The organism is Caballeronia catudaia (assembly GCF_001544755.2).
GTDB lineage: Bacteria > Pseudomonadota > Gammaproteobacteria > Burkholderiales > Burkholderiaceae > Caballeronia > Caballeronia catudaia.
Map to the genome: position 1 here is coordinate 62,586 of NZ_FCOF02000002.1, position 20,161 is coordinate 82,746.

A 20,161-nucleotide genomic window follows, 5' to 3' on the forward strand; every position below is an offset into this window, starting at 1 on the left:
TAGATCAATCGTCCGGAATCGGCGCGAACAACGCGTCGATGTCCTCGGCGGAGAACTTCGCGACCGCCTTCGCGTCTTCGGACAGAATGCCCGCCGCAAGCGCCGCCTTGCGCTCCTGCATGTCGAGAATCTTCTCCTCGATGCTGCCCGCCGCCACCAGCTTGTACACGAACACCGGCTTGTCCTGCCCGATGCGATGCGCCCGATCCGTCGCCTGATTTTCGGCAGCCGGGTTCCACCACGGATCGTAGTGAATCACGGTATCGGCGGCGGTCAGATTCAGGCCGACGCCGCCCGCTTTCAGGCTGATCAGGAAAACGGACGCCTCGCCTGCCTGAAAACGCTGCACCGGAGTTTTCCGGTCGGTCGTTTCGCCCGTCAGCGTGACATAGGCGATGCCCGCATCATCGAGCGTACGGGCGATGATCGCGAGCATGCTCGCGAACTGCGAGAACACCAGCACGCGCCGCCCTTCTTCGATGAGATTCGGCAATAGCTCCAGCAGGAGCGCGAGCTTGGCCGAACCTTCCACTTTCTTCGCGCCCGTCAGCTTGACGAGCGACGGATCGCAGCACACCTGCCGAAGCTTCAATAGCGCATCGAGCATGACGATATGGCTGCGCGCCAAACCCTGCTTCTCGATGGCGTCGCGCACCTTCTTCTGCATCGCGGCGCGCACGGTCTCGTAGAGATCGCGCTGCGCGCCTTCGAGTCCGACGCTGCGCACGATCGTGGTTTTCGGCGGCAATTCCTTCGCGACATCGTCTTTGCGGCGGCGGAGCATGAACGGGCGAATCCGGCGCGCGAGCAGATCGCGGCGCGTCATATCGTTCTGCTTTTCGACCGGTTTGCGCCAGCGCGCCGCGAACTCCTTCTGCGTGCCGAGAAAGCCGGGCAGCAGGAAATCGAACTGCGACCAGAGCTCGCCGAGATGGTTCTCGAGCGGCGTGCCGGTGAGACACAGCCGATGCCGCGCCCGCAAGGTGCGGATGACGCCGGCCGCCTTGCTCGATGCGTTCTTCACGTACTGCGCTTCGTCGAGTATCAGCAGGTGATAGTCGTGCTGCGCGAGCGATTCGTGATCGCGCCAGATCAGCGGATAGGTGGTGATGATCAGCTCGTGCGCGGCGATATCGGCAAAGCGCTCGTGACGCTGCGGCCCGTGCAGATCGAGCACTTTCAGTTCCGGCGCGAAACGCCGCGCCTCGTCCTGCCAGTTGGTGACGAGCGTGGTGGGCACGACGATCAGCGCTGGCTGCGTGAGCCGGCCTGCTTCTTTCTCGACGAGGATATGCGCAAGCGTCTGCACGGTCTTGCCGAGACCCATGTCGTCGGCGAGCACGCCGGCGAGGTCATGTTCGCGCAGGAACTGCATCCAGTCGACGCCCTCTCGCTGATACTCGCGCAGCGTCGCGCTCAGTCCGCGCGGCGGCTCGATCCTGCGCGGCGCGGCGGCGTGACGCAGCCGCCGCGCAAGATCGATGATCGACGCGTCGCCGTCGAACTGCCAGCGCAACTTCCCGTCCGATTCCGTGAGTCGGCCGGCTTCGAGCGTCGACAGGCGCAATGGCGTTTCGGCGTGCCGGTCGATGCGATCGAACAGGTCGATCAGCGTGTGCACGAGCGGCTTGATGCGCGCGGCGCGCAGCATGAAGCGCCGGCCTTCGTCTGTGCGGAATTCGACGGCATGGGCGTCGTCGATGGCGTCGATGGAGCCGTTGAGCCAGCGCCGGTCGCGCGCGAACAGATCGGCGAGAAGCGGTTCGAGGCGCACGCGCCGATCTTCGACCGTGATGCCCAGTTCGATATCGAACCAGTCGTTTCCGGCTGCGTGCGCTCGTGCCTCGATCTGCTCGATCTCGACGGTATCGAAGCGCGAATTCGGCGTGATCTCAACGCGCCAGCCGGCGTCGCGCAACGCGGGAATCTCCTCGCTGACGAACGCGGGCCACGCGTCGCGCCCCGGCATGATGAAGCCGCCCGCGAAGGGCGATTCGTCGCGGCTGGCCGACGCGTCCGATATCGGTTTCAGTCCGCGTTTGACGAGGCGCTCGACGCACGCGTCTTCCAGATCGGTGCGGCGCGCGATCCGCACGAGTTCGCCATCCGCGAGCCGCACGAGCACTTCGGGGCTGCCTGCCGAAATCATGATCTCGCCGTAGTCGAAATCGAGCAGCGCGAGGTCGAGTTCCAGCACGCTCGTATCGAGCTTGCGAGGCGTATCCATCAGGAGCGTGTCGAGCGTGAGCACCGGCGTCGGCGCGACGTCGATCATGCGCATGTCGATTTCGCCATCGACGGGCGGCGCAGGCAGCGTCGGCGCGAATTCCTGTAAGGCCGCTCGCACGATTTCCGCTTCCTCGACTGTCAGCACCGGCATCGCGAGATAGTCGGCAAGCAGTTCGTCGGGAACGGGCGCGTCGACTGTGCCCGTTTCGTGCGTGAACATGTCCACGTACCACGGCGGCTCGACGGGCAGCACGACGTTCGATTGCGGCTCGGTTTCGAGCGACGCGAAGATCATGTCGTCGCCGTGCGGTATCCATTCGATGTCGGCACGGCGGCGCGCGCCTTCGCGCAGCGGGCTGTCGAGCGCCAGGTCGTTCGGATCGGCTTCGTAGTAGAGCCGGCCGGTCGCGAGCATCATCTTCCAGATGGCCGCGCCTTTTTTGCCGCGGAGGTGAAAAGCGCTCGTCGAGAAGCCTCGTTCGTTGCGAAGCGCGCGCAGGATCGTGTCATCTTCCTGCGTGACGAACTTCGGCGGTGCGTTCCAGCTCGCGTAGTTGGGCGACCAGAACTCCGTCGCGCGGATGGTGCCATCGACTCCGAGCCGTGCCTTGTACGTCACCAACTCGACGACCACCGATTGAATGCGCGCGGGCATGAGCACGTACACGATCTGATGGCTCACGCCGCCGCTTTTGCCAGCAGGTTTGGCCGCCTTCGGCTGCGTCTGCCGAACCCGTTCGCGAAAGCCCGACAGCCATTGCTCGACTTCGATACTCAAACCCGTTTTCGACGAGTGCTGTTCGAGTTCCAGCAGCGCGAGCAGCGTGGCCGCAACATGCTTGCACTGATAGCCGACCGGGCACGAGCAGGAGCCGCTCGGACGACGGCCGTCGAAGGAGATCTCGACATCGTAGGGCTCCGGTTGCGTGCCGGTGACTCGCGCGCTGAGCATCGGGCCCGACCATGCGATACCGGAGACAGCGCGAACATAACCGAGCGCTCTATCGAATGTTTTCAGGCCCACCCATGCGGCGATCTCGGATCGGGTGAACGCGATGGAACGAACCGTAGGGCGCGATGAACTGCTCATACGCTGCTTCGGCTCACCGCTCGCGTTGTTCAAGAAAATCCAGCAGCTTTCTCAGCGCATGCGCCGCCGCCTGCGAGCGCACCTGCTCGCGGTCGCCCTTGAAATGCTGCGTCTCGACGCCCGTATGAAGCCGGTTGCTCCACCCGAACGACACCGTGCCGACCGGCTTCGCCTCGCTGCCGCCCGCCGGGCCCGCGACGCCCGTGATCGCGATCGAAACCTGCGCGCGGCTGTTGCGCAGCGCGCCCTCGGCCATCGCCTTCGCGACGGGCTCGCTCACCGCGCCGTGCTGCTCGATGAGCGCGGCCGGCACGCCGATCATCTCGATCTTCGCCAGATTCGAATACGTGACGAAGCCGCGCTCGAACCACGCGCTGCTGCCCGAAATATCGGTGATGGCGGTCGCGACCATGCCGCCCGTGCACGATTCGGCGGTTGCGAGCATCAGCCGTTCGTCGCGCAGCTTGTTGCCGACGCGGATCGCAAGTTGGTGAACGACGGTGTCGGTTGGCATGGCGATGTTCTCGAAGAGAGGGATGAAATCAGACGGTCATGCGCCACAGCGCGATTACGAGCAGCGTGAAGAACGCCGCGACGAGATCATCGAACATGATGCCGAAGCCGCCTTTCAAATGACGGTCGAAATAGCGGATCGGCGGCGGCTTCACCATGTCGAAGAAGCGGAACACGATGAATGCCCAAAGCTGGCCGGTAAACGTGGCGGGCGTGACGAGCAGCAGCACGAGCCAGAACGCGACGATCTCGTCCCACACGACCGGCGACGGGTCCGCGATACCCATTTTCTTCGCGGTGAAGCCGGTGAACCAGCATCCGGCGATAAAGCCGACGACGATCAGCGCGCCCCATTCCGCGACCGTCAGATGTCGATTGAACAAGACGAACGACACCCACGCAAAGAGAGTGCCGAACGTCCCGGGCGCGATGGGCGACAGCCCGCTGCCGAAGCCGAGCGACAGGATGTGCAGCGGATGGTCGAGCATGAAGCGCGCGCTCGCCTTGCGCGGCTTCGGGTTTTGCGGCGAAGCGCTACCCGCGAGCGTGGGGTCAGTCTGCATGAAAATGATCGAAGCCTTGCAACGTCAGAGAGAGCGGGGCGCCTGCGGCGTCGCGCCAGGCGATTCGCGGCGCACCAGATGATTCGATTGTACCGATGCGGGTCAACGGCACATTCAGGCTCTTCCCGATATTTGCGATCGCGCCGCGCGCGGCGACGGGCGCGGTGAAGCAGAGCTCGTAGTCGTCGCCGCCCGCGAGCGTGCATTGGCGGCGCGCGGGCTCGGGCAGCGCGCGCACGGCCTCCGAGCAGGGCACGGCATCGGCGTCGACGGTCGCGCGCAGGCCCGAGCGCTTCAGGATGTGCATGAGGTCCCCCGCGAGGCCGTCGGAGATATCGAGCGCCGCGTGCGCGACGCCGCGCAGCGCGAGTCCCACCGCGACGCGAGGTTCGGGGCGCTCCAGTGCGCGCCGCCAGTCCGAGCCCTCCGGCGCCGCCCATTCGCCGCGAATCGCGCCGAGGCCCGCGCGCGCATCGCCCAAGGTGCCGGACACGTAAATGTCGTCGCCGGGCTGCGCGGCGTCGCGGCGCAAGGCGGCGCCGTTGGGCACGTCGCCGAACACGGTGATGCAGATGTTAAGCGGCCCGCTCGTCGTATCGCCGCCGACGAGCGCGCAGTCGTAGCGTTCGGCGAGCGCGAAGAGGCCGTCGCTGAAGGCTTCGAGCCACGTTTCGTCGACGCGCGGCAAGGCGAGCGCGAGCGTGAACGCGTGCGGTTTCGCGCCCATCGCGGCGAGATCCGAGAGATTCACCGCGAGCGCCTTGTGGCCGAGCGCGTAAGGATCGACATCGGCGAAGAAGTGGCGGCCCTCGACCAGCATGTCCGTCGAAATGGCGAGCTGATGGCCGGCGGGCGGCCCGATGAGCGCGCAGTCGTCGCCGATACCGAGCGGCGTCGCGGAAGCGTCCTGCTCACGCGGCGTGGGCGCCGACGCGCGGCGTGCGAAGAAACGGTCGATCAATGAAAACTCTGAGAGCATGCGTCGGCGATAACGGTTGATTGTTGCGATGCACGATGAGATCGCGGCGCCGGGAAACCCGCACCGTATCTCGAAAACAACCGGCCGGGGTCCGCGAAGGCTTGCCGCACGGCCCGATCAGACGTTTTCCAGTCACGGCACTTGTAGCCGAAATGCATGGGCCGCGGCCCGAAACCGTCTCTGATTGGCGCTACAATGCGTTCGAACTTCCATTCTAATTCCCGCACCGCTAGCCCGCCTTATGACGACTGACGCCAATACCAAGTTGCGCGAAGCCGCGCTCGACTATCACGAATTTCCCGTTCCCGGAAAAATCGCGATCGCGCCGACGAAGCAGATGATCAACCAGCGCGACCTCGCGCTGGCCTACTCGCCGGGCGTCGCGTTCGCGTGTGAAGCGATCGTCGAAGATCCGCTGAACGCCGCGCGCTTCACCGCGCGCAGCAATCTCGTGGGCGTCGTGTCGAATGGCACGGCCGTGCTCGGTCTCGGCAACATCGGGCCGCTCGCGTCGAAGCCGGTGATGGAAGGCAAGGCCGTGCTCTTCAAGAAGTTCGCCGGCATCGACGTGTTCGATATCGAGCTGAACGAAACCGATCCGCACAAGCTCGTCGACGTGATCGCCGCGCTCGAACCGACTTTCGGCGGCATCAATCTGGAAGACATCAAGGCGCCGGATTGCTTCATCGTCGAGCGCGAGTGCCGCAAGCGCATGAAGATTCCCGTCTTTCACGACGACCAGCACGGCACGGCCATCGTCGTCGCGGCGGCGATCACCAATGGTTTGAAGGTGGTCGGCAAGAACATCGGCGAAGTGAAGCTCGTCGCGTCGGGCGCGGGTGCGGCGGCGCTCGCCTGCCTGAACCTGCTCGTCGATCTCGGCATGAAGCGCGAGAACATCTACGTGACGGACCTGGCCGGCGTGGTCTACAAGGGCCGCACGGAATTGATGGATCCGGACAAGGAACAATTCGCCCGCGAAACCAGCGCGCGCACGCTCGCCGAAGTCATGGAAGGCGCGGACGTGTTCCTCGGTCTCTCGGCCGGCGGTGTGCTCAAGCAGGACATGGTCAAGCAGATGGCCGCGAAGCCGCTGATTCTCGCGCTCGCGAACCCGACACCGGAAATCCTGCCGGAACTCGCGCTCGAAGTCCGCCCGGACGCGGTGCTCGCGACTGGCCGCACGGACTATCCGAACCAGGTCAACAACGTACTGTGTTTTCCGTTCATTTTCCGCGGCGCGCTGGATGTCGGCGCAACCGTCATCACGAAGGAAATGGAAATCGCGGCGGTGAACGCAATCGCCGAACTGGCGCGTCAGGAGCAGAGCGATATCGTCGCGACGGCTTACGGCATTCAGGATCTGTCGTTCGGTCCGGAATATCTGATTCCGAAGCCGTTCGATCCGCGCCTCATCGTGAAGATCGCGCCGGCGGTGGCGAGGGCCGCGATGGAAAGCGGCGTGGCTACGCGTCCGATCGAGGACATGGACGCCTACGAGCAGCATCTTCAGCAGTTCGTCTACCACAGCGGCACGACGATGAAGCCGGTGTTCCAGCTCGCGCGCAGCGTGGAGCCGGACAAGAAGCGCATCGTTTTCGCGGAGGGCGAGGAAGAGCGCGTGCTGCGCGCGGTGCAGATCGCTGTCGATGAAAAGATCGCGAAGCCGATCCTCATCGGCCGTCCGGCGGTCATCGAGCAGCGTATTCAGAAGTTCGGCCTGCGTCTTACGCCGGGCGCCGACTTCACGGTCGTCGATACCGACCACGACGAGCGCTACCGCGACTTCTGGCAAACCTATTACAAGATGATGGCGCGCAAAGGCATCAGCGAGCAGATGGCGAAGCTCGAGATGCGCCGCCGCACCACGCTGATCGGCGCGATGCTGGTGCGGAAGGGCGAAGCCGACGGCATGATCTGCGGCACGGTGAGCACGACGCATCGTCATCTGCACTTCATCGATCAGGTCATCGGCAAGAAGGAAGGCGCGAAGGTCTACGCGGCGATGAACGCGCTCGTGCTGCCCGGCCGCCAGATTTTCATCGTCGATACGCACGTGAACGTCGACCCGACGCCCGAGCAGCTCGCCGAGATCACGATCATGGCGGCGGAAGAGGTGAAGCGCTTCGGCATCTTGCCGAAGATCGCGCTGCTGTCGCATTCGAACTTCGGCACGAGCAACGCGCCGACGGCGCAGAAGATGCGCGACGTGCTCGCGATCCTGAGAGAGCGTGCGCCGGATCTCGACGTGGACGGCGAGATGCACGGCGACGTCGCGCTCGACGCGCGGCTGCGCAAGGACGTGCTGCCGGAATCGACGCTCGAAGGCGATGCGAACCTGCTGATCCTGCCGAACATCGACGCGGCGAATATCTCGTACAACCTGCTCAAGACGGCGGCGGGCAACAACATCGCGATCGGGCCGATCCTGCTCGGCGCGGCACAGCCGGTCCACGTGCTCACGTCGTCGGCGACGGTGCGACGTATCGTCAACATGACGGCGTTGCTGGTGGCGGATGCATCGGCGGCGCGCTGATAACGGCTTTGGTCAGACGAAAAAGCGGCGAGTCCCTCGCCGCTTTTTTGCTTTTCGAGGCGAAAAAAAGCGTGCCGTGTGACCACGGCACGCTCGCGAAGAAGAAAGAGCATGTCTGCTTCGATCCCGCAAAACGCAGAACCCGACGGCAGAGCGCGCTGCCGCGAAGCTGGCGACGGGTGAGGCGGCCCGTCCAAAGGCTTCAAGGTTCCACGAGTTAATTATTATCTCGTGTAAGATAAAAATCTCGATTCGGGCTAATTCCAGAGAAATGCGTTTGCGCCGTAATTGCACAGCATCGCGAAATTGAGAAAAAAATTCCGATTTTCCGCGCAACGTTGCTTCGCCCTGTCATTAGCGATACCCTTACATCTTTCATGGTCGCCGGATTCTAGGTAACGCGAGGACAACCGCTTGGTGATACGCGCGAGGGCACTCTCCTCCATCGTCGCCCTGAGCGTCCTTTTGGGCGCATGCGGCAAGGATGAACCTCGAAGTGTTCAGGAGCCGGTTGCTTCGGCGAGTCCGGCGCCGGTCTTGCCGGCGGAATCGGCCCGAGAAGCGCAGGTGCGGCAGCCGGAAGCGACCGGCGGGCAGGAGCGTGACGGACTGGCCACCGTCCACATTGCGCAGTTGCCCAGGCAGGCGGTTGCGACATTGCGGCTGATCGAAGCGGGCGGCCCTTTCCCTTACGAGAAGGACGGCGTCGTGTTCGGCAATCGCGAGCGTGTGCTTCCGCGGCATCCACGCGGCTACTACCACGAGTACACCGTTCCCACGCCTCGCGCGCGGGATCGCGGCGCGCGTCGGATCGTGTGCGGCGGGCCGAAGAGGCAGACCGGCGATTGCTACTACACAGACGACCACTACTCCAGTTTCAAACGTATTGCAGATTAATTACGGGATTAACGGCATGAGCGACAACATCTACGCGCACGACCACAGCGTCGCGAGTGATCTTTTCGCCACCGGCGATGGCAACCTGTTCCAGCGAGTATTGCGGCTACGCATGACAGAACACGACAACAGACCCGACGACGAGACCAGGCCTGAGGAGTCCCATCTGCAAGAGGATGATCCGGAAGCGCTGTTCGCGACGGTGCGGCCGAATATCGTGCAGTCGATCCGCGCCTTTCGCGTGCAGGAGCTCGCGGACGAAGCGAACCGCCTCGGCCAGCATTTTCTCTACGCCTATCTCGGCCAGGCGCAGAGCAAGCAGGAAGTGCTCGAGACCATCGCTACCTCGTTTCTCTTTCCCAAGCATTTCGGCAAGAACTACGACGCGCTGTACGATTCGCTCACTGATCTCGTTCACAAGGCGGGCTCGCAGCCGGGCTTCGTGATCGTGCTCGAGCAACTGCCGATCGCGCAGAAGTTCGATAAGGAAGGCCGCGAAGTCTTGCTCGACGTCTTCCGCGATGCCGCCGAATTCTGGGGAGAGCGGAAAGTGGCGTTCCGCGTGTTCTATTCGTTCGTCTGAGCGTCGCGCCGGTGTCGGCGCTCGCTGAGAAACAGCTCGATGGATGTGTCCATCGGGCTGTTTTCGTTTGTGGCGCGGATTTACCAGCCGCCCCAGCGCGCGGCCAACGCCGCCAGCACCGCGATCCCCGCCGTCTCGGTGCGCAGCACGCGCGGGCCGAGTCCGAGCGCGGCAAAGCGCGCATCAATGATCGCGTTTTCCTCCGCGGGAGAAAAGCCGGCCTCGGGTCCGATGAGCAGCGTGACCGCGCCGCGCGGCGGATCGGCGGGCAGGGACGCGAAGCTCACCTCGGCGCGCGGCGACAGCAGCAGGCGCAGCTCACCATCGGCAGCGGCGGGCAGGCCGGCGAGCCATGCGTCGAGATCGCGCGGCGGCGCGACGTCGGGCACGCGGTTGCGTCCGCATTGCTCGCACGCCGCGCGCGTGAGCGCCTGCCAGTGCGCCTGACGCCGCAGCGCCCGCTCGCCCGCGAGACGCACGACGCCCCGCTCCGCGGTGATGGGTGCGATGGCGGCGACGCCGAGTTCCACCGCCTTCTCGATCAGCCAATCCATCTTGTCGCCGCCCGCGACACCTTGCGCCAGGGTCACGCGATAAGGCGGCTCGGCCTCGCGATCGCTGTGTTCGTCGAGACGCGCCGTGGCCGCGCGCTTCGCGATATCCACGAGCGCCCCACGATATTCGCCGCCTGCGCCATCGAAGAGCGTGATCGAATCGCCCGTTTGGAGGCGCAAGACGTGCACGTGGCGCACGACGTCGTCGGGAAGAGACAGGGTTTGGCCCACGCTTAGCGGGCCATCGACATGAAAACGTGGCATGTGGGGTCGATCGCGGACTCGGCTGTCCGCGGATAGTGGAATTGCCTGAAACTCAGCGCAGATGCCGCGCGATCGCCCAGCGATAACCGTCCGGGTCTTCGATCTGCGCGAAGCGGTCGCCCCAGAACTGATCCTGCGGCTCGATGAGCGCCTTCGCGCCTACGGCGAGCGCGTTATGAAAGATCGCGTCGACGTCGTCCACGTACAGATAGAACGACTGCGGCGCCATCTGCCCCGCGCTCTTCGGCGTGCGAGCCTGCGAGCCGTACGCACCTTCGGGCGCGAACATCACGATCAGCTGCCCGCGATACGTCATCTCGACATGGATGACCGTGCCGTCGTCGTTCACGCTGTCGCGCACCGCGAAGCCTAGCGCCTTCTCGTAAAACGCGATGCTCACGCGCGCGTCGCGCACGGTAAGGTACGGAGTCAGCCAGGGCACGTCGGCGGGGCGGGGGTCGGTCATCGAAAGCACTCCTTGAAGCCTTGCTGCACATTTGACGGACATTTTGCCACGAAGCCGTAGGAACAATGGCCGAAGGCGTCGAGGACGGATTTCGCCGAATCAACGTCCGTCGGCGGCGCGCAGGGTCGTGTAAGGTAACGTTTTGCCGGCTTGCACATGCACGGAACATGCCCGCGCCGAACGTTCCCGGAGCGGCTGAGTGGCGGCTTTCCTGCGCGTGTCAATCGGACCGGTCTGCTAGAATGACGGCCTCCCGATCCTCGTCGTTTCTCGTCGTTCCGGTCCTGAAAACGTTGTGTGCCGCGGGTCCGGCGCCTTGCTTACGACAGTGAGTTACGACGCTCAGATTCACCACGGATCATTTCAGCTCCAGCCCGAAGCACTCGATACGACATGACGATCCCGACCTCCAGCCAGACCGCCCTCATGGCCAACGCAATCCGCGCGCTCGCCATGGACGCCGTTCAACAAGCCAATTCCGGTCACCCCGGCATGCCGATGGGCATGGCCGAAATCGGCGTCGCGCTGTGGTCGCGCCATCTGAAGCACAACCCGACGAACCCGCACTGGTTCGATCGCGACCGTTTCGTTTTGTCGAACGGTCATGGTTCGATGTTGCTGTATTCGCTCCTGCATCTCACCGGCTATGACCTGCCGTTGAGCGAACTGAAGAATTTCCGTCAACTGCATTCGAAGACGCCGGGCCATCCGGAAGTGGGCATGACGCCGGGCGTCGAGACGACGACCGGCCCGCTCGGCCAGGGCGTCGGCAATGCGGTCGGCATGGCGCTCGCCGAAGCGCTGCTCGCCGCCGAATTCAACAAGGCCGACGCGAAGATCGTCGATCACCACACGTACGTGTTCCTTGGCGACGGCTGTCTGATGGAAGGCATCTCTCACGAAGCCTGCTCGCTGGCGGGCACGCTCAAGCTGAACAAGCTGATCGCGCTGTACGACGACAACGGCATTTCAATCGACGGCCACGTCGAGCACTGGTTCCACGACGACACGCCGAAGCGCTTCGAAGCGTACGGCTGGAACGTGATCCGCGCGGTGGACGGCCATAGCGTCGAAGCGGTCGACGCAGCGATCGCCGCCGCGAAGAAGTCCGACAAGCCGACGCTCATCTGCTGCCGCACGGTCATCGGCAAGGGCGCGCCGACGAAGGCGGGCGGCCACGACGCGCATGGCGCGCCGCTCGGCGACAAGGAAATCGCGGCGACGCGCGCGGCCATCGGCTGGAACTACGGTCCTTTCGAGATTCCGCAGGAAGTCTATGCGGCGTGGGACGCGAAGGAACAAGGCAAGCACGTCGAAACCGAATGGAACAAGGCGTTCGACGCGTATCGCGCGAAGTACGCGACGCAAGCCGCCGAATTTTCGCGCCGCATGAGCGGCGAGCTGCCCGCGGACTGGGCGCAAGCCGCCGCGAAGATCATCGAGGACGCGAACCAGCGCGCCGAGACCGTGGCGACGCGCAAGGCATCGCAGCAGACCATCGAGGCTCTCGCGGCCGCGCTGCCGGAACTGCTCGGCGGATCGGCGGATCTGACCGGCTCGAACCTCACCAACTGGAAGGCATCGAAGGCCGTTCGCGCGGCGGGCGACGCGGAGAACGCGAACCCGGAGCACGCGGGCATCCAGTGGGGCAATCACATCAACTACGGCGTGCGCGAGTTCGGGATGAGCGCGGCCATCAACGGCATTGCGCTGCATGGCGGCTATCGCCCGTTCGGCGGCACGTTCCTGACGTTCTCGGACTACAGCCGCAACGCGCTGCGCGTCGCCGCGCTGATGAAGTCGCGCTCGATCTTCGTGTTCACGCACGATTCCATCGGCCTCGGTGAAGACGGCCCGACGCACCAGTCGATCGAACACGTGTCGAGCCTGCGCCTGATTCCGAATCTGCAGACGTGGCGTCCGGCGGACACCGTCGAAACGGCAGTCGCGTGGACGCATGCGATCGCGCACAACGGTCCGTCGACGCTGATCTTCAGCCGCCAGAACCTGCAGTTCTGCGCGCGCAACGACGTGCAGATCGCCAACGTCGCGAAGGGCGGCTACGTGCTGCGCGACTGGAACGACGATATCCCCGCGCGCAAGATCATCCTTATCGCGACCGGCTCGGAAGTGCAGCTCGCGATGGAAGCTGTCGATGCGCTCGCGAAGGAAGGCATCGGCGCACGCGTCGTGTCGATGCCCTGCACGAATGTCTTCGACAAACAGGACGCCGAATACCGTGAGCGCGTGCTGCCGAAGGGCGTGGCGCGCGTGGCGATCGAGGCGGGCGTGACCGATTTCTGGCGCAAGTACGTGGGGTTGGAAGGCGGCGTGGTCGGCATCGACACGTTCGGCGAGTCGGCCCCGGCGGGCGCGCTGTTCAAGCATTTCGGCTTCACGGTGGAGCATGTTGTCGCGACGGCCAAGTCCGTCCTGTCCGCGTCGTAAAATCGCGGACCGGGAAGCAGGTTTTTTTAGCCATCAGGAGATAGACCATGACGATTCGCGTTGCAATCAACGGCTACGGCCGGATCGGCCGCAACACGCTGCGCGCCTTCTACGAGAACGGCAAGAAGCATGACATCGAAATCGTCGCCATCAACGACCTCGGCGACGCCAAGACCAACGCGCACCTCACGCAGTACGACACCGCGCACGGCAAGTTCCCCGGCCAGGTGTCGGTGGACGGCGACTACCTCGTCGTCAACGGCGACAAGATTCGCGTGCTGGCGAACCGCAACCCGGCCGAACTGCCGTGGGGCGAGCTGAAAGTCGACGTGGTGCTGGAGTGCACGGGCTTCTTCACGACGAAGGAAAAGGCGAGTGCGCACATCAAGGGCGGTGCGAAGAAGGTCATCATCTCGGCGCCGGGCGGCAAGGACGTCGATGCGACCGTCGTGTACGGCGTGAACCACAATGTGCTGAAGGCGTCGGACACGGTCATCTCGAACGCATCGTGCACGACGAACTGCCTGGCGCCGCTCGTCAAGCCGCTGAACGACAAGATCGGTCTCGTGAACGGTCTGATGACCACGATCCACGCCTACACGAACGACCAGGTTCTGACGGACGTGTATCACGAAGACCTGCGCCGCGCGCGCTCGGCCACGCACAGCCAGATCCCGACGAAGACGGGCGCTGCATCGGCGGTCGGCCTGGTGCTGCCGGAACTGAACGGCAAGCTGGATGGCTACGCGATCCGCGTCCCGACGATCAACGTGTCGGTGGTCGATCTGTCGTTCATCGCCGCGCGCGACACGACGGTCGAAGAGATCAACAAGATTATGAAGGAAGCGTCGGAAGGCGAACTGAAGGGCGTGCTCGGCTACAACGACGCGCCGCTGGTGTCGATCGACTACAACCACAACCCGGCTTCGTCGACGTTCGATTCGACGCTCACGAAGGTCTCGGGCCGTCTCGTGAAGGTGTCGAGCTGGTACGACAACGAGTGGGGCTTCTCGAACCGCATGCTGGATACGGCGGTGGCTCTGGCGAACGCGAAGTAAGTCTCGCACTGGCCGCAACGAACAAAGCCGCTCTTTCGAGCGGCTTTGTTTTTTCCAGCGTTACACGAAGCGTTACGCGAGCTTCTCCCGCAGAAACGCCACGACGTAAGGCGTTGCCGCCGCCGCGACCGTCGATGCCGTGGCCGGATCGAGTCCCATGCGCGCGGCGATGGATTCGGCGACGCGACCGGTGAGAATACCTTCGCCACCTTCTTCCATTGATTTCAGGAAACCATCGCCGCGTACGAGCCCGGCTGCGAACGCGGCGAAGAAGCTCTTGCCGGGATGGTTTCCGAGCAAGCCCGCGTTTTGTTCCTCCGCGTGGGCGTGCGCTGTTTCCGCCCCGGCGCCGAGCATCTGCTGGCTGTCTTCCTGGCTGAAGCCCTGGTTGGTCAGCGCTTGCGTGGCTTGCGCGCCGTGTTCCGACGATAGAAATTCTGAAACGAGTTGTTGCATGTCCATCGACGCTGCTCCTCTTGATGTTTGGTCATTGCAGGGCAGCGCAAGCGGATAGAAATTTCCATCACGCGCGGCCCTTTCTGAGACCGGGGATGCTTCGGGAAGTGCCGGGATTTATTTGTTCGGTACGGGAAAATGCACGCCCGCGCGCTGCGCCGCATTCACGATGTGGCCTTCGATCGCGCGTCCGGCCTTCTCGCCGTCGCGCGCCTTCAATGCCTCGATGATCACTGCGTGCTCGTGATACGTCGACAACACCAGTTCACGCCGATAGAACGGCAGACGCTGGCTTTCCTTCATGATGTCGGCGCTGCCGCGCAGAATCGATTCGATCGCCGCATTTCCTGCAAGGCTCACGATGCGCATGTGGAACGCGAAGTCCAGTTGCGCAGCTTCCTCGAGCGCGGATTCCGTCAACGCGCCGTGCAGCGAATCGAGATTGTCGTCGAGCCAGTCGATATCCGAATCGCCGATCGAATGCGCCGCGAGCCGCGCGACGAATCCCTCCAGCGCGAAACGCATCTGATACGTGTCCGGCAACGACGCCTGATCCGCGAAACGCCACGGATGCGCGTTGCTCGCCTGCGCGCTGTTGACATACACGCCTTTGCCCGGCCGGATATGGAGCATGCCGAGCGCTTCGAGCGTGGAGAGCGCCTCGCGCAGCGACGCCCGGCTGATCGCCAGTTCCTCCGATAGTTGCCGCTGCGCCGGGAGCAAGCTTCCGACCGGATATACGCTGGATTCGATGCGCTCGCGAATGGTCGCGATCGCGGCGTCGGTCACGGTGTGAGGGACGTTTTTCATAGGAAGAAAGCTGTATTGGCCGGTCTGACCGCCATTGTATGCGCGTCCCGCGCGCCCGTGTGAACGGCCGTTCCACGTGCATTTCCATGCCGGCTCGAAACAGGGTAAACCGCTACCAACAGTTCCTTGACGACGCTATATCGGCTTTCTAATATTCCCCATCACAGCACTGGTCCGACCAGTCGGAACAGTTGCTCTGATCCTGAGACATTACACGAGGAGACGGTCGTGTTGAGATTTCTAAATTCGCTGTTCGGCAGGGTGATGATCGCGCTGGTCATCGGCGTGGTGGTGGGCGCGTTGTTTCCGCATTTCGGCCAGTCGTTGCGGCCATTGGGCGATGGTTTCCTGAAGCTCATCAAGATGGTGATCGGACCGATCGTGTTCTGCGTCGTCGTGAGCGGCATGGCGAGCGCGGGCGATCTCAAGAAGGTCGGGCGCGTCGGGCTGAAAGCCGTGATCTACTTCGAGATCATGACCACGCTCGCGCTCGTCATCGGCGCGATTCTCGCGTGGGTCACGCGCCCGGGCGTCGGGATGAACATCGATCTGCATACGCTCAATGCCGCGTCGCTCAGCACATACACGGAGCACGCGAAGAGCCTGAAGGACACCGCCGGCTTCCTGCTGAAGATCATCCCCGACACCGCGATCGATGCCTTCGCGAAAGGCGACATCCTCCAGGTGCTCGTGTTCGCGATCCTGTTCGGCGCGGCGCTTTCGATGGTCGGCGAGAAGGCGCAGCGCGTCACGGTCTTCATCGAAGAGCTGTCGAACGTGTTCTTCCGCATCATGGCGTTCATCATCAAGCTCGCGCCGCTCGGCGTGCTCGGCGCGATCGCGTTCACGACGGGGCAGTACGGCGTGGCGTCGCTCAAGCAACTGGGTCTGCTCGTGATCGTGTTCTACGCGAGCTGTTTCCTGTTCGTGTTCGTCGTGCTCGCGGTCGTGATGCGGCTCGCAGGCTTCTCGATCTTCAAGCTCGTGCGCTATCTGCGCGAGGAGCTGTCGATCGTGCTCGGCACGGCTTCGTCGGACGCCGTGCTGCCGCAGATCATGCGCAAGCTCGAATGGATGGGCGTGAAGGATTCGACCGTCGGTCTCGTGATTCCGACTGGCTACTCGTTCAATCTCGACGGCTTCTCGATCTATCTCACGCTCGCCGTGATCTTCATCGCGCAGGCGACCAACACGCCTTTGTCGATGCATGACCTGATCGTCGTCGTGCTCGTCTCGCTCGTGACGTCGAAGGGCGCGCACGGCATTCCCGGCTCGGCGATCGTCATTCTCGCCGCGACGCTCTCGGCCATTCCCGCGATTCCCGTGCTCGGCCTCGTGCTGATCCTGCCGGTCGACTGGTTCGTCGGCATCGCGCGGGCCGTGACCAATCTGATCGGCAACTGCGTGGCGACGGTGGTCGTCGCCGTCTGGGAGAACGACATCGACCGGGCGCGCGCCGAGCGCGTGCTCGACCAGGACGCCGATTACCGCTTCGTGCCCGCCGCGCCGGAGCCCGCGCAGGGCCACGAGCACGCGCACGCAATCTGATAACCCATCAATCACCGAGAGACACGCAAAATGGCCAACCCGATCCTCGACGCAGACGCTCCCGCTTTCGCACGCCGCTACATGAACCTCGCGGACCCGCGGCTCGGCGCGCAGGCGCTTTTCGCCACCGATGAATTCTTCGCGCCGAAAGACCGCATGCTCGAGCCGCAGCCCGCGGTGTTCATTCCCGGCAAGTACGACGAGCACGGCAAGTGGATGGATGGCTGGGAGACGCGCCGCAAGCGCACGACCGGCTACGATTTCTGCATCGTCAAGCTGGCGCGCGCGGGCGTGATTCACGGCATCGACATCGACACGAGTCACTTCACCGGCAACTTTCCGCCGGCGGCGTCCATCGACGCGTGCTACAGCGAGAGCGCCAATCCGCAGGACGATGGCGACTGGCGCGAAATCGTGCCGTCGACGACCTTGCAGGGCAATCATCACCACTATCTCGACATCAGCGATACGCGCGCCTACACGCATCTGCGCGTGAACATCTATCCGGATGGCGGCATCGCGCGGCTGCGCGTCTACGGTCAGCCGAAGACGGATTTCTCGCGCCTCGAACGCGGCACGCTGCTCGATCTCGCGGCGATCGAAAACGGCGCGTATCTCGTCGCGGCGAACAATCAGCACTTCGGCCCTGCATCGCAAATGCTGATGCCCGGACGCGGCGTGAACATGGGCGACGGCTGGGAAACGCGTCGGCGCCGCGAGCCGGGCAACGACTGGGCGATCGTCGCGCTGGCCAATCCCGGCGTGATTCGCGCGATCGAAGTCGACACCGCGCACTTCAAGGGCAACTATCCCGACCGCTGCTCGCTGCAAGCGGCGCGCGTCGAGGGCGGCACGGACGAATCGCTCGTCACGCAGGCGATGTTCTGGCCCGTCCTGCTCGACGAACAGAAGCTCTCGATGGACAACGTGCATCGCTTCGAGAAGGAGATCGCCGCGCTCGGCCCCGTGACGCACGTGCGCTTCAACATCTATCCGGATGGCGGCGTATCGCGGTTGCGCATCTTCGGGGAGATCGAATGAACACGCGAATGAAATCGCTCACGCTCGAACCGCTCACGCGCGAGGCCTTCGCCCCGTTCGGCGATGTCATCGAACTCGAGGGTGCGCGCCATTTTCCGATCAACGCGGGCACGACAGAACGCTTTCACGATCTCGCGAACGTGGATGTCGGCGTCGAGAGCGGCGGGCGACCGCTCATCAACGTGTTTCGCGGACAGCCGCGCGCGCAGCCGGTCGTGATCTCGATGATGGAGCGGCATCCGCTCGGCAGCCAGGCATTCGTGCCGCTGGGCGACGTGCGCTATCTCGTGGTCGTCGCGCCTGCGGGCGAGTTCGATGCGGCCGGCATGCGAGCTTTCTACGCGCGCGGCTGGCAAGGTGTGAACTATGCGCGCGGCGTGTGGCATCACCCGCTCATCGTGCTCGACGCGCCGGGCGATTTCATTGTCGTCGATCGCGGCGGCGATCTGCCGAATTGCGACGAGATCGACTTGCCCGAGCGCTACACGCTGAGCGCGCCGTCGGTGGTTGCGGCATAGCTGTATCGAAATGCGACTGCGAGTCGGTCGCAGTCGCAGTCGCAGTCGCAGTCGCAGTCGCAGTCGCAGTCGCAGTCGCAGTCGCAGTCGCAGTCGCAAATCGCAAGCGTACCGGCGAAACGAAACCGCCGTCCATCGAGAGATGGACGGCGGTTCTTTCATGACCGCGGCTGAGGCCGCGTGCGCAACGCTCAGTGCTTGCGGTGCGGGCAATTTTCCTTCGTGCAGGTGCCATACAGCGCAAGCGCATGCTCGTGGAGCTTGAAGCCGCGTTCCTTCGCGATCGATTGCTGACGGCGTTCGATCTCAGCGTCGAAGAACTCTTCGACACGGCCGCAGTCGATGCACACGAGGTGATCGTGGTGCGAACCCTCGTTGAGTTCGAACACGGCCTTGCCCGATTCGAAATTGCTTCGCGACAGCAGGCCGGCCTGCTCGAACTGCGTGAGCACGCGATACACCGTTGCGAGACCGATATCCAGCTCTTCGTTGAGCAGGTTTCGATACACGTCTTCGGCAGTCAGATGGCGCACCGGACTATGCTGAAAAATTTCGAGAATCTTGAGGCGGGGCAGGGTCGCCTTGAGCCCGATATTTTTGAGATCGGCGGGATTGGTCATGGCTAGGCATCCCTAGAGTACAATTCAAGGTTCTCATAGTAATGCGTTTTTCCGATTCCCGACATCCCGTACGGAGTCAAGGCGAATCGGACGAAAGAGCGCGGCCTTGGATCGTCTCGCGTGAAGGGTCAAATGTTTTCAAATTTATTGAATTGCAGGGAGAGCCGTCGCATGCGGGGTACCGTGATCGCAGCAACTTTGGCCGCATTGCTCGCTGGCTGTTCGGCGTACGACAGCGTCACGCAGAAGATCGCGCAAAGCATCACACCGTATCGAATCACGGTCGTGCAAGGCAACTTCGTTTCGCAGGAAGCGGCCAATCAGATGCAGGTCGGCATGTCGCGCGACCAGGTGAAGCAATTGCTCGGCACGCCGCTGCTGACCGACATGTTCCACGCGGATCGCTGGGACTACGTGTTCTATTTCAAACGCGGCTCGACATCCATCGTGCAGCAGCGTGACTTCGTCGTGAACTTCGCGAGCGACCGCGTCGTGAGCTGGTCGGGCGGCGAGAATCTTCCGTCGAACCTGGAACTGCTCGCGGAGATCGACGGCGACAAGGGCGTCAAGGTCGCGAAGCCCGTTCCCGCCCCGGCGCCCGCTGCGTCGGCGGCGGTGGCGGTCACTGCGCCGGTCGGCGAGCCGTCCACGCACCCGAACACGGCCGCAGCCTTCGCAGGCGACGCCAATCAGGAAGCCGCGCAGGCAGCCAATCGCGCGACGGCGCAAGTGGACATGCCCGCCGGCCGTCAGCGTTCGTCCGCGTTCAGCAGCGCGCCGACAACGTCGGGCGGCGCGCCTGGCTCGAACAACAGTTCCGGCAGCAATTCGCAGATTCAATTGCAGCGCAAACCGCAGACAATCAACATCCCGGACAGCAGCGCGGTGGGTCCGGCGGGCACGTCGCCGACGCCGGCCAATGCGAGCGGCCAGACGCAGTTCAGCATGCCGCAATAAGCACGCAGCTTTCCGGCCGCGAAGCGCGTCC

The 20,161-nt window shown here is 63.8% G+C and carries 18 protein-coding genes; 9 read left to right on the plus strand and 9 right to left on the minus strand.

Annotation, left to right across the window (positions count from 1 at the left end; translation table 11 throughout):
• Nucleotides 1-4 precede the first annotated feature (4 nt).
• The 4 genes from AWB75_RS02510 to thiL form a co-directional block, all read right to left on the minus strand.
• Nucleotides 5-3,181 carry an SNF2-related protein gene (locus tag AWB75_RS02510; protein WP_407642111.1) on the minus strand — a complete coding sequence of 1,059 codons (3,177 nt, stop codon included), beginning with the start codon at nt 3,179-3,181 and terminating at the stop codon, nt 5-7.
• 151 nt (nt 3,182-3,332) lie between these two features.
• On the minus strand, nt 3,333-3,833 hold the full coding sequence (locus AWB75_RS02515) for a CinA family protein (protein WP_061122511.1): 501 nt from the start codon (nt 3,831-3,833) through the stop codon (nt 3,333-3,335).
• Nucleotides 3,834-3,861: 28 nt separating this feature from the next.
• A complete protein-coding gene (locus AWB75_RS02520) occupies nt 3,862-4,395 on the minus strand; it encodes a phosphatidylglycerophosphatase A family protein (protein ID WP_200822916.1) in 534 nt (177 codons plus the stop codon).
• The gene (gene thiL, locus AWB75_RS02525; protein WP_061122512.1) at nt 4,385-5,374 is read right to left on the minus strand and encodes a thiamine-phosphate kinase; all 990 of its coding nucleotides are present in this window, start codon (nt 5,372-5,374) and stop codon (nt 4,385-4,387) included. The genes AWB75_RS02520 and thiL overlap by 11 nt, the downstream gene beginning before the upstream one ends.
• Nucleotides 5,375-5,615: 241 nt before the next feature.
• Between thiL and AWB75_RS02530 the strand changes: the two genes are divergently transcribed.
• The 3 genes from AWB75_RS02530 to AWB75_RS02540 all read left to right on the plus strand — a co-directional run bounded on the left by AWB75_RS02530 (nt 5,616) and on the right by AWB75_RS02540 (nt 9,390).
• A complete protein-coding gene (locus AWB75_RS02530) occupies nt 5,616-7,910 on the plus strand; it encodes an NADP-dependent malic enzyme (protein ID WP_061122513.1) in 2,295 nt (764 codons plus the stop codon).
• A gap of 417 nt (nt 7,911-8,327) precedes the next feature.
• Nucleotides 8,328-8,807 (plus strand): ribonuclease, encoded by a 480-nt coding sequence (locus AWB75_RS02535; protein WP_061122735.1) that lies wholly within the window; start codon nt 8,328-8,330, stop codon nt 8,805-8,807.
• A 16-nt stretch (nt 8,808-8,823) separates the two neighbouring features.
• Nucleotides 8,824-9,390, plus strand: a complete 567-nt coding sequence (locus AWB75_RS02540) for a barstar family protein (protein ID WP_061122514.1) — start codon at nt 8,824-8,826, stop codon at nt 9,388-9,390.
• Nucleotides 9,391-9,470: 80 nt separating this feature from the next.
• On the opposite strand, the gene AWB75_RS02545 is transcribed toward AWB75_RS02540, so the two are convergent.
• Both AWB75_RS02545 and AWB75_RS02550 read right to left on the minus strand, forming a co-directional pair.
• Nucleotides 9,471-10,208: a 16S rRNA (uracil(1498)-N(3))-methyltransferase gene (locus AWB75_RS02545; protein WP_061122515.1), complete on the minus strand. Its 738-nt coding sequence runs from the start codon at nt 10,206-10,208 to the stop codon at nt 9,471-9,473.
• A gap of 52 nt (nt 10,209-10,260) precedes the next feature.
• Nucleotides 10,261-10,674 (minus strand): VOC family protein, encoded by a 414-nt coding sequence (locus tag AWB75_RS02550; RefSeq protein WP_061122516.1) that lies wholly within the window; start codon nt 10,672-10,674, stop codon nt 10,261-10,263.
• 393 nt (nt 10,675-11,067) lie between these two features.
• Here AWB75_RS02550 and tkt point away from each other — a divergent pair, with 393 nt between their 5' ends.
• Together tkt and gap are read left to right on the plus strand one after the other, a co-directional pair.
• Entirely contained in the window at nt 11,068-13,122 is a 2,055-nt protein-coding gene (gene tkt / locus AWB75_RS02555; RefSeq protein ID WP_061122517.1) for a transketolase, read from the plus strand.
• Nucleotides 13,123-13,169: 47 nt separating this feature from the next.
• Nucleotides 13,170-14,180, plus strand: coding sequence for a type I glyceraldehyde-3-phosphate dehydrogenase (gene gap / locus AWB75_RS02560; protein ID WP_061122518.1), 1,011 nt, complete (start codon nt 13,170-13,172; stop codon nt 14,178-14,180).
• Between the two features lie 72 nt (nt 14,181-14,252).
• On the opposite strand, the gene AWB75_RS02565 is transcribed toward gap, so the two are convergent.
• Nucleotides 14,253-14,642, minus strand: coding sequence for a hypothetical protein (locus tag AWB75_RS02565; protein ID WP_061122519.1), 390 nt, complete (start codon nt 14,640-14,642; stop codon nt 14,253-14,255).
• 111 nt (nt 14,643-14,753) lie between these two features.
• Entirely contained in the window at nt 14,754-15,446 is a 693-nt protein-coding gene (locus tag AWB75_RS02570) for a FadR/GntR family transcriptional regulator (RefSeq protein ID WP_061122520.1), read from the minus strand.
• 228 nt (nt 15,447-15,674) lie between these two features.
• On the opposite strand from AWB75_RS02570, the gene AWB75_RS02575 reads away from it, so the two are divergent.
• The 3 genes from AWB75_RS02575 to AWB75_RS02585 are packed head-to-tail and all read left to right on the plus strand — an operon-like array spanning nt 15,675 to nt 18,553.
• Nucleotides 15,675-16,994, plus strand: coding sequence for a C4-dicarboxylate transporter DctA (locus AWB75_RS02575; protein WP_061122521.1), 1,320 nt, complete (start codon nt 15,675-15,677; stop codon nt 16,992-16,994).
• Between the two features lie 30 nt (nt 16,995-17,024).
• Nucleotides 17,025-18,035 carry an allantoicase gene (gene alc, locus AWB75_RS02580; RefSeq protein ID WP_061122522.1) on the plus strand — a complete coding sequence of 337 codons (1,011 nt, stop codon included), beginning with the start codon at nt 17,025-17,027 and terminating at the stop codon, nt 18,033-18,035.
• A gap of 8 nt (nt 18,036-18,043) precedes the next feature.
• Nucleotides 18,044-18,553 (plus strand): ureidoglycolate lyase, encoded by a 510-nt coding sequence (locus tag AWB75_RS02585; RefSeq protein WP_061122736.1) that lies wholly within the window; start codon nt 18,044-18,046, stop codon nt 18,551-18,553.
• Between the two features lie 191 nt (nt 18,554-18,744).
• Here the strand turns inward: AWB75_RS02585 and fur are convergent, their stop codons facing one another.
• Nucleotides 18,745-19,173, minus strand: a complete 429-nt coding sequence (gene fur, locus AWB75_RS02590) for a ferric iron uptake transcriptional regulator (RefSeq protein WP_061122523.1) — start codon at nt 19,171-19,173, stop codon at nt 18,745-18,747.
• 171 nt (nt 19,174-19,344) lie between these two features.
• Here fur and AWB75_RS02595 point away from each other — a divergent pair, with 171 nt between their 5' ends.
• Entirely contained in the window at nt 19,345-20,130 is a 786-nt protein-coding gene (locus AWB75_RS02595) for an outer membrane protein assembly factor BamE (protein ID WP_061122524.1), read from the plus strand.
• Nucleotides 20,131-20,161 lie beyond the last annotated feature (31 nt).

Bases quoted from the DNA above. Each gene is read 5' to 3' on its own strand.
- AWB75_RS02545 (WP_061122515.1), bottom strand. From the start codon at position 10,208: ATGCCACGTTTTCATGTCGATGGCCCGCTAAGCGTGGGCCAAACCCTG.
- AWB75_RS02595 (WP_061122524.1), top strand. From the start codon at position 19,345: ATGCGGGGTACCGTGATCGCAGCAACTTTGGCCGCATTGCTCGCTGGC.
- thiL (WP_061122512.1), bottom strand. From the start codon at position 5,374: ATGCTCTCAGAGTTTTCATTGATCGACCGTTTCTTCGCACGCCGCGCG.
- AWB75_RS02540 (WP_061122514.1), top strand. From the start codon at position 8,824: ATGAGCGACAACATCTACGCGCACGACCACAGCGTCGCGAGTGATCTT.
- AWB75_RS02550 (WP_061122516.1), bottom strand. From the start codon at position 10,674: ATGACCGACCCCCGCCCCGCCGACGTGCCCTGGCTGACTCCGTACCTT.
- AWB75_RS02585 (WP_061122736.1), top strand. From the start codon at position 18,044: ATGAAATCGCTCACGCTCGAACCGCTCACGCGCGAGGCCTTCGCCCCG.
- tkt (WP_061122517.1), top strand. From the start codon at position 11,068: ATGACGATCCCGACCTCCAGCCAGACCGCCCTCATGGCCAACGCAATC.
- AWB75_RS02565 (WP_061122519.1), bottom strand. From the start codon at position 14,642: ATGGACATGCAACAACTCGTTTCAGAATTTCTATCGTCGGAACACGGC.
- fur (WP_061122523.1), bottom strand. From the start codon at position 19,173: ATGACCAATCCCGCCGATCTCAAAAATATCGGGCTCAAGGCGACCCTG.
- AWB75_RS02510 (WP_407642111.1), bottom strand. From the start codon at position 3,181: ATGCTCAGCGCGCGAGTCACCGGCACGCAACCGGAGCCCTACGATGTC.
- alc (WP_061122522.1), top strand. From the start codon at position 17,025: ATGGCCAACCCGATCCTCGACGCAGACGCTCCCGCTTTCGCACGCCGC.
- AWB75_RS02570 (WP_061122520.1), bottom strand. From the start codon at position 15,446: ATGAAAAACGTCCCTCACACCGTGACCGACGCCGCGATCGCGACCATT.
- AWB75_RS02515 (WP_061122511.1), bottom strand. From the start codon at position 3,833: ATGCCAACCGACACCGTCGTTCACCAACTTGCGATCCGCGTCGGCAAC.
- AWB75_RS02530 (WP_061122513.1), top strand. From the start codon at position 5,616: ATGACGACTGACGCCAATACCAAGTTGCGCGAAGCCGCGCTCGACTAT.
- gap (WP_061122518.1), top strand. From the start codon at position 13,170: ATGACGATTCGCGTTGCAATCAACGGCTACGGCCGGATCGGCCGCAAC.
- AWB75_RS02520 (WP_200822916.1), bottom strand. From the start codon at position 4,395: ATGCAGACTGACCCCACGCTCGCGGGTAGCGCTTCGCCGCAAAACCCG.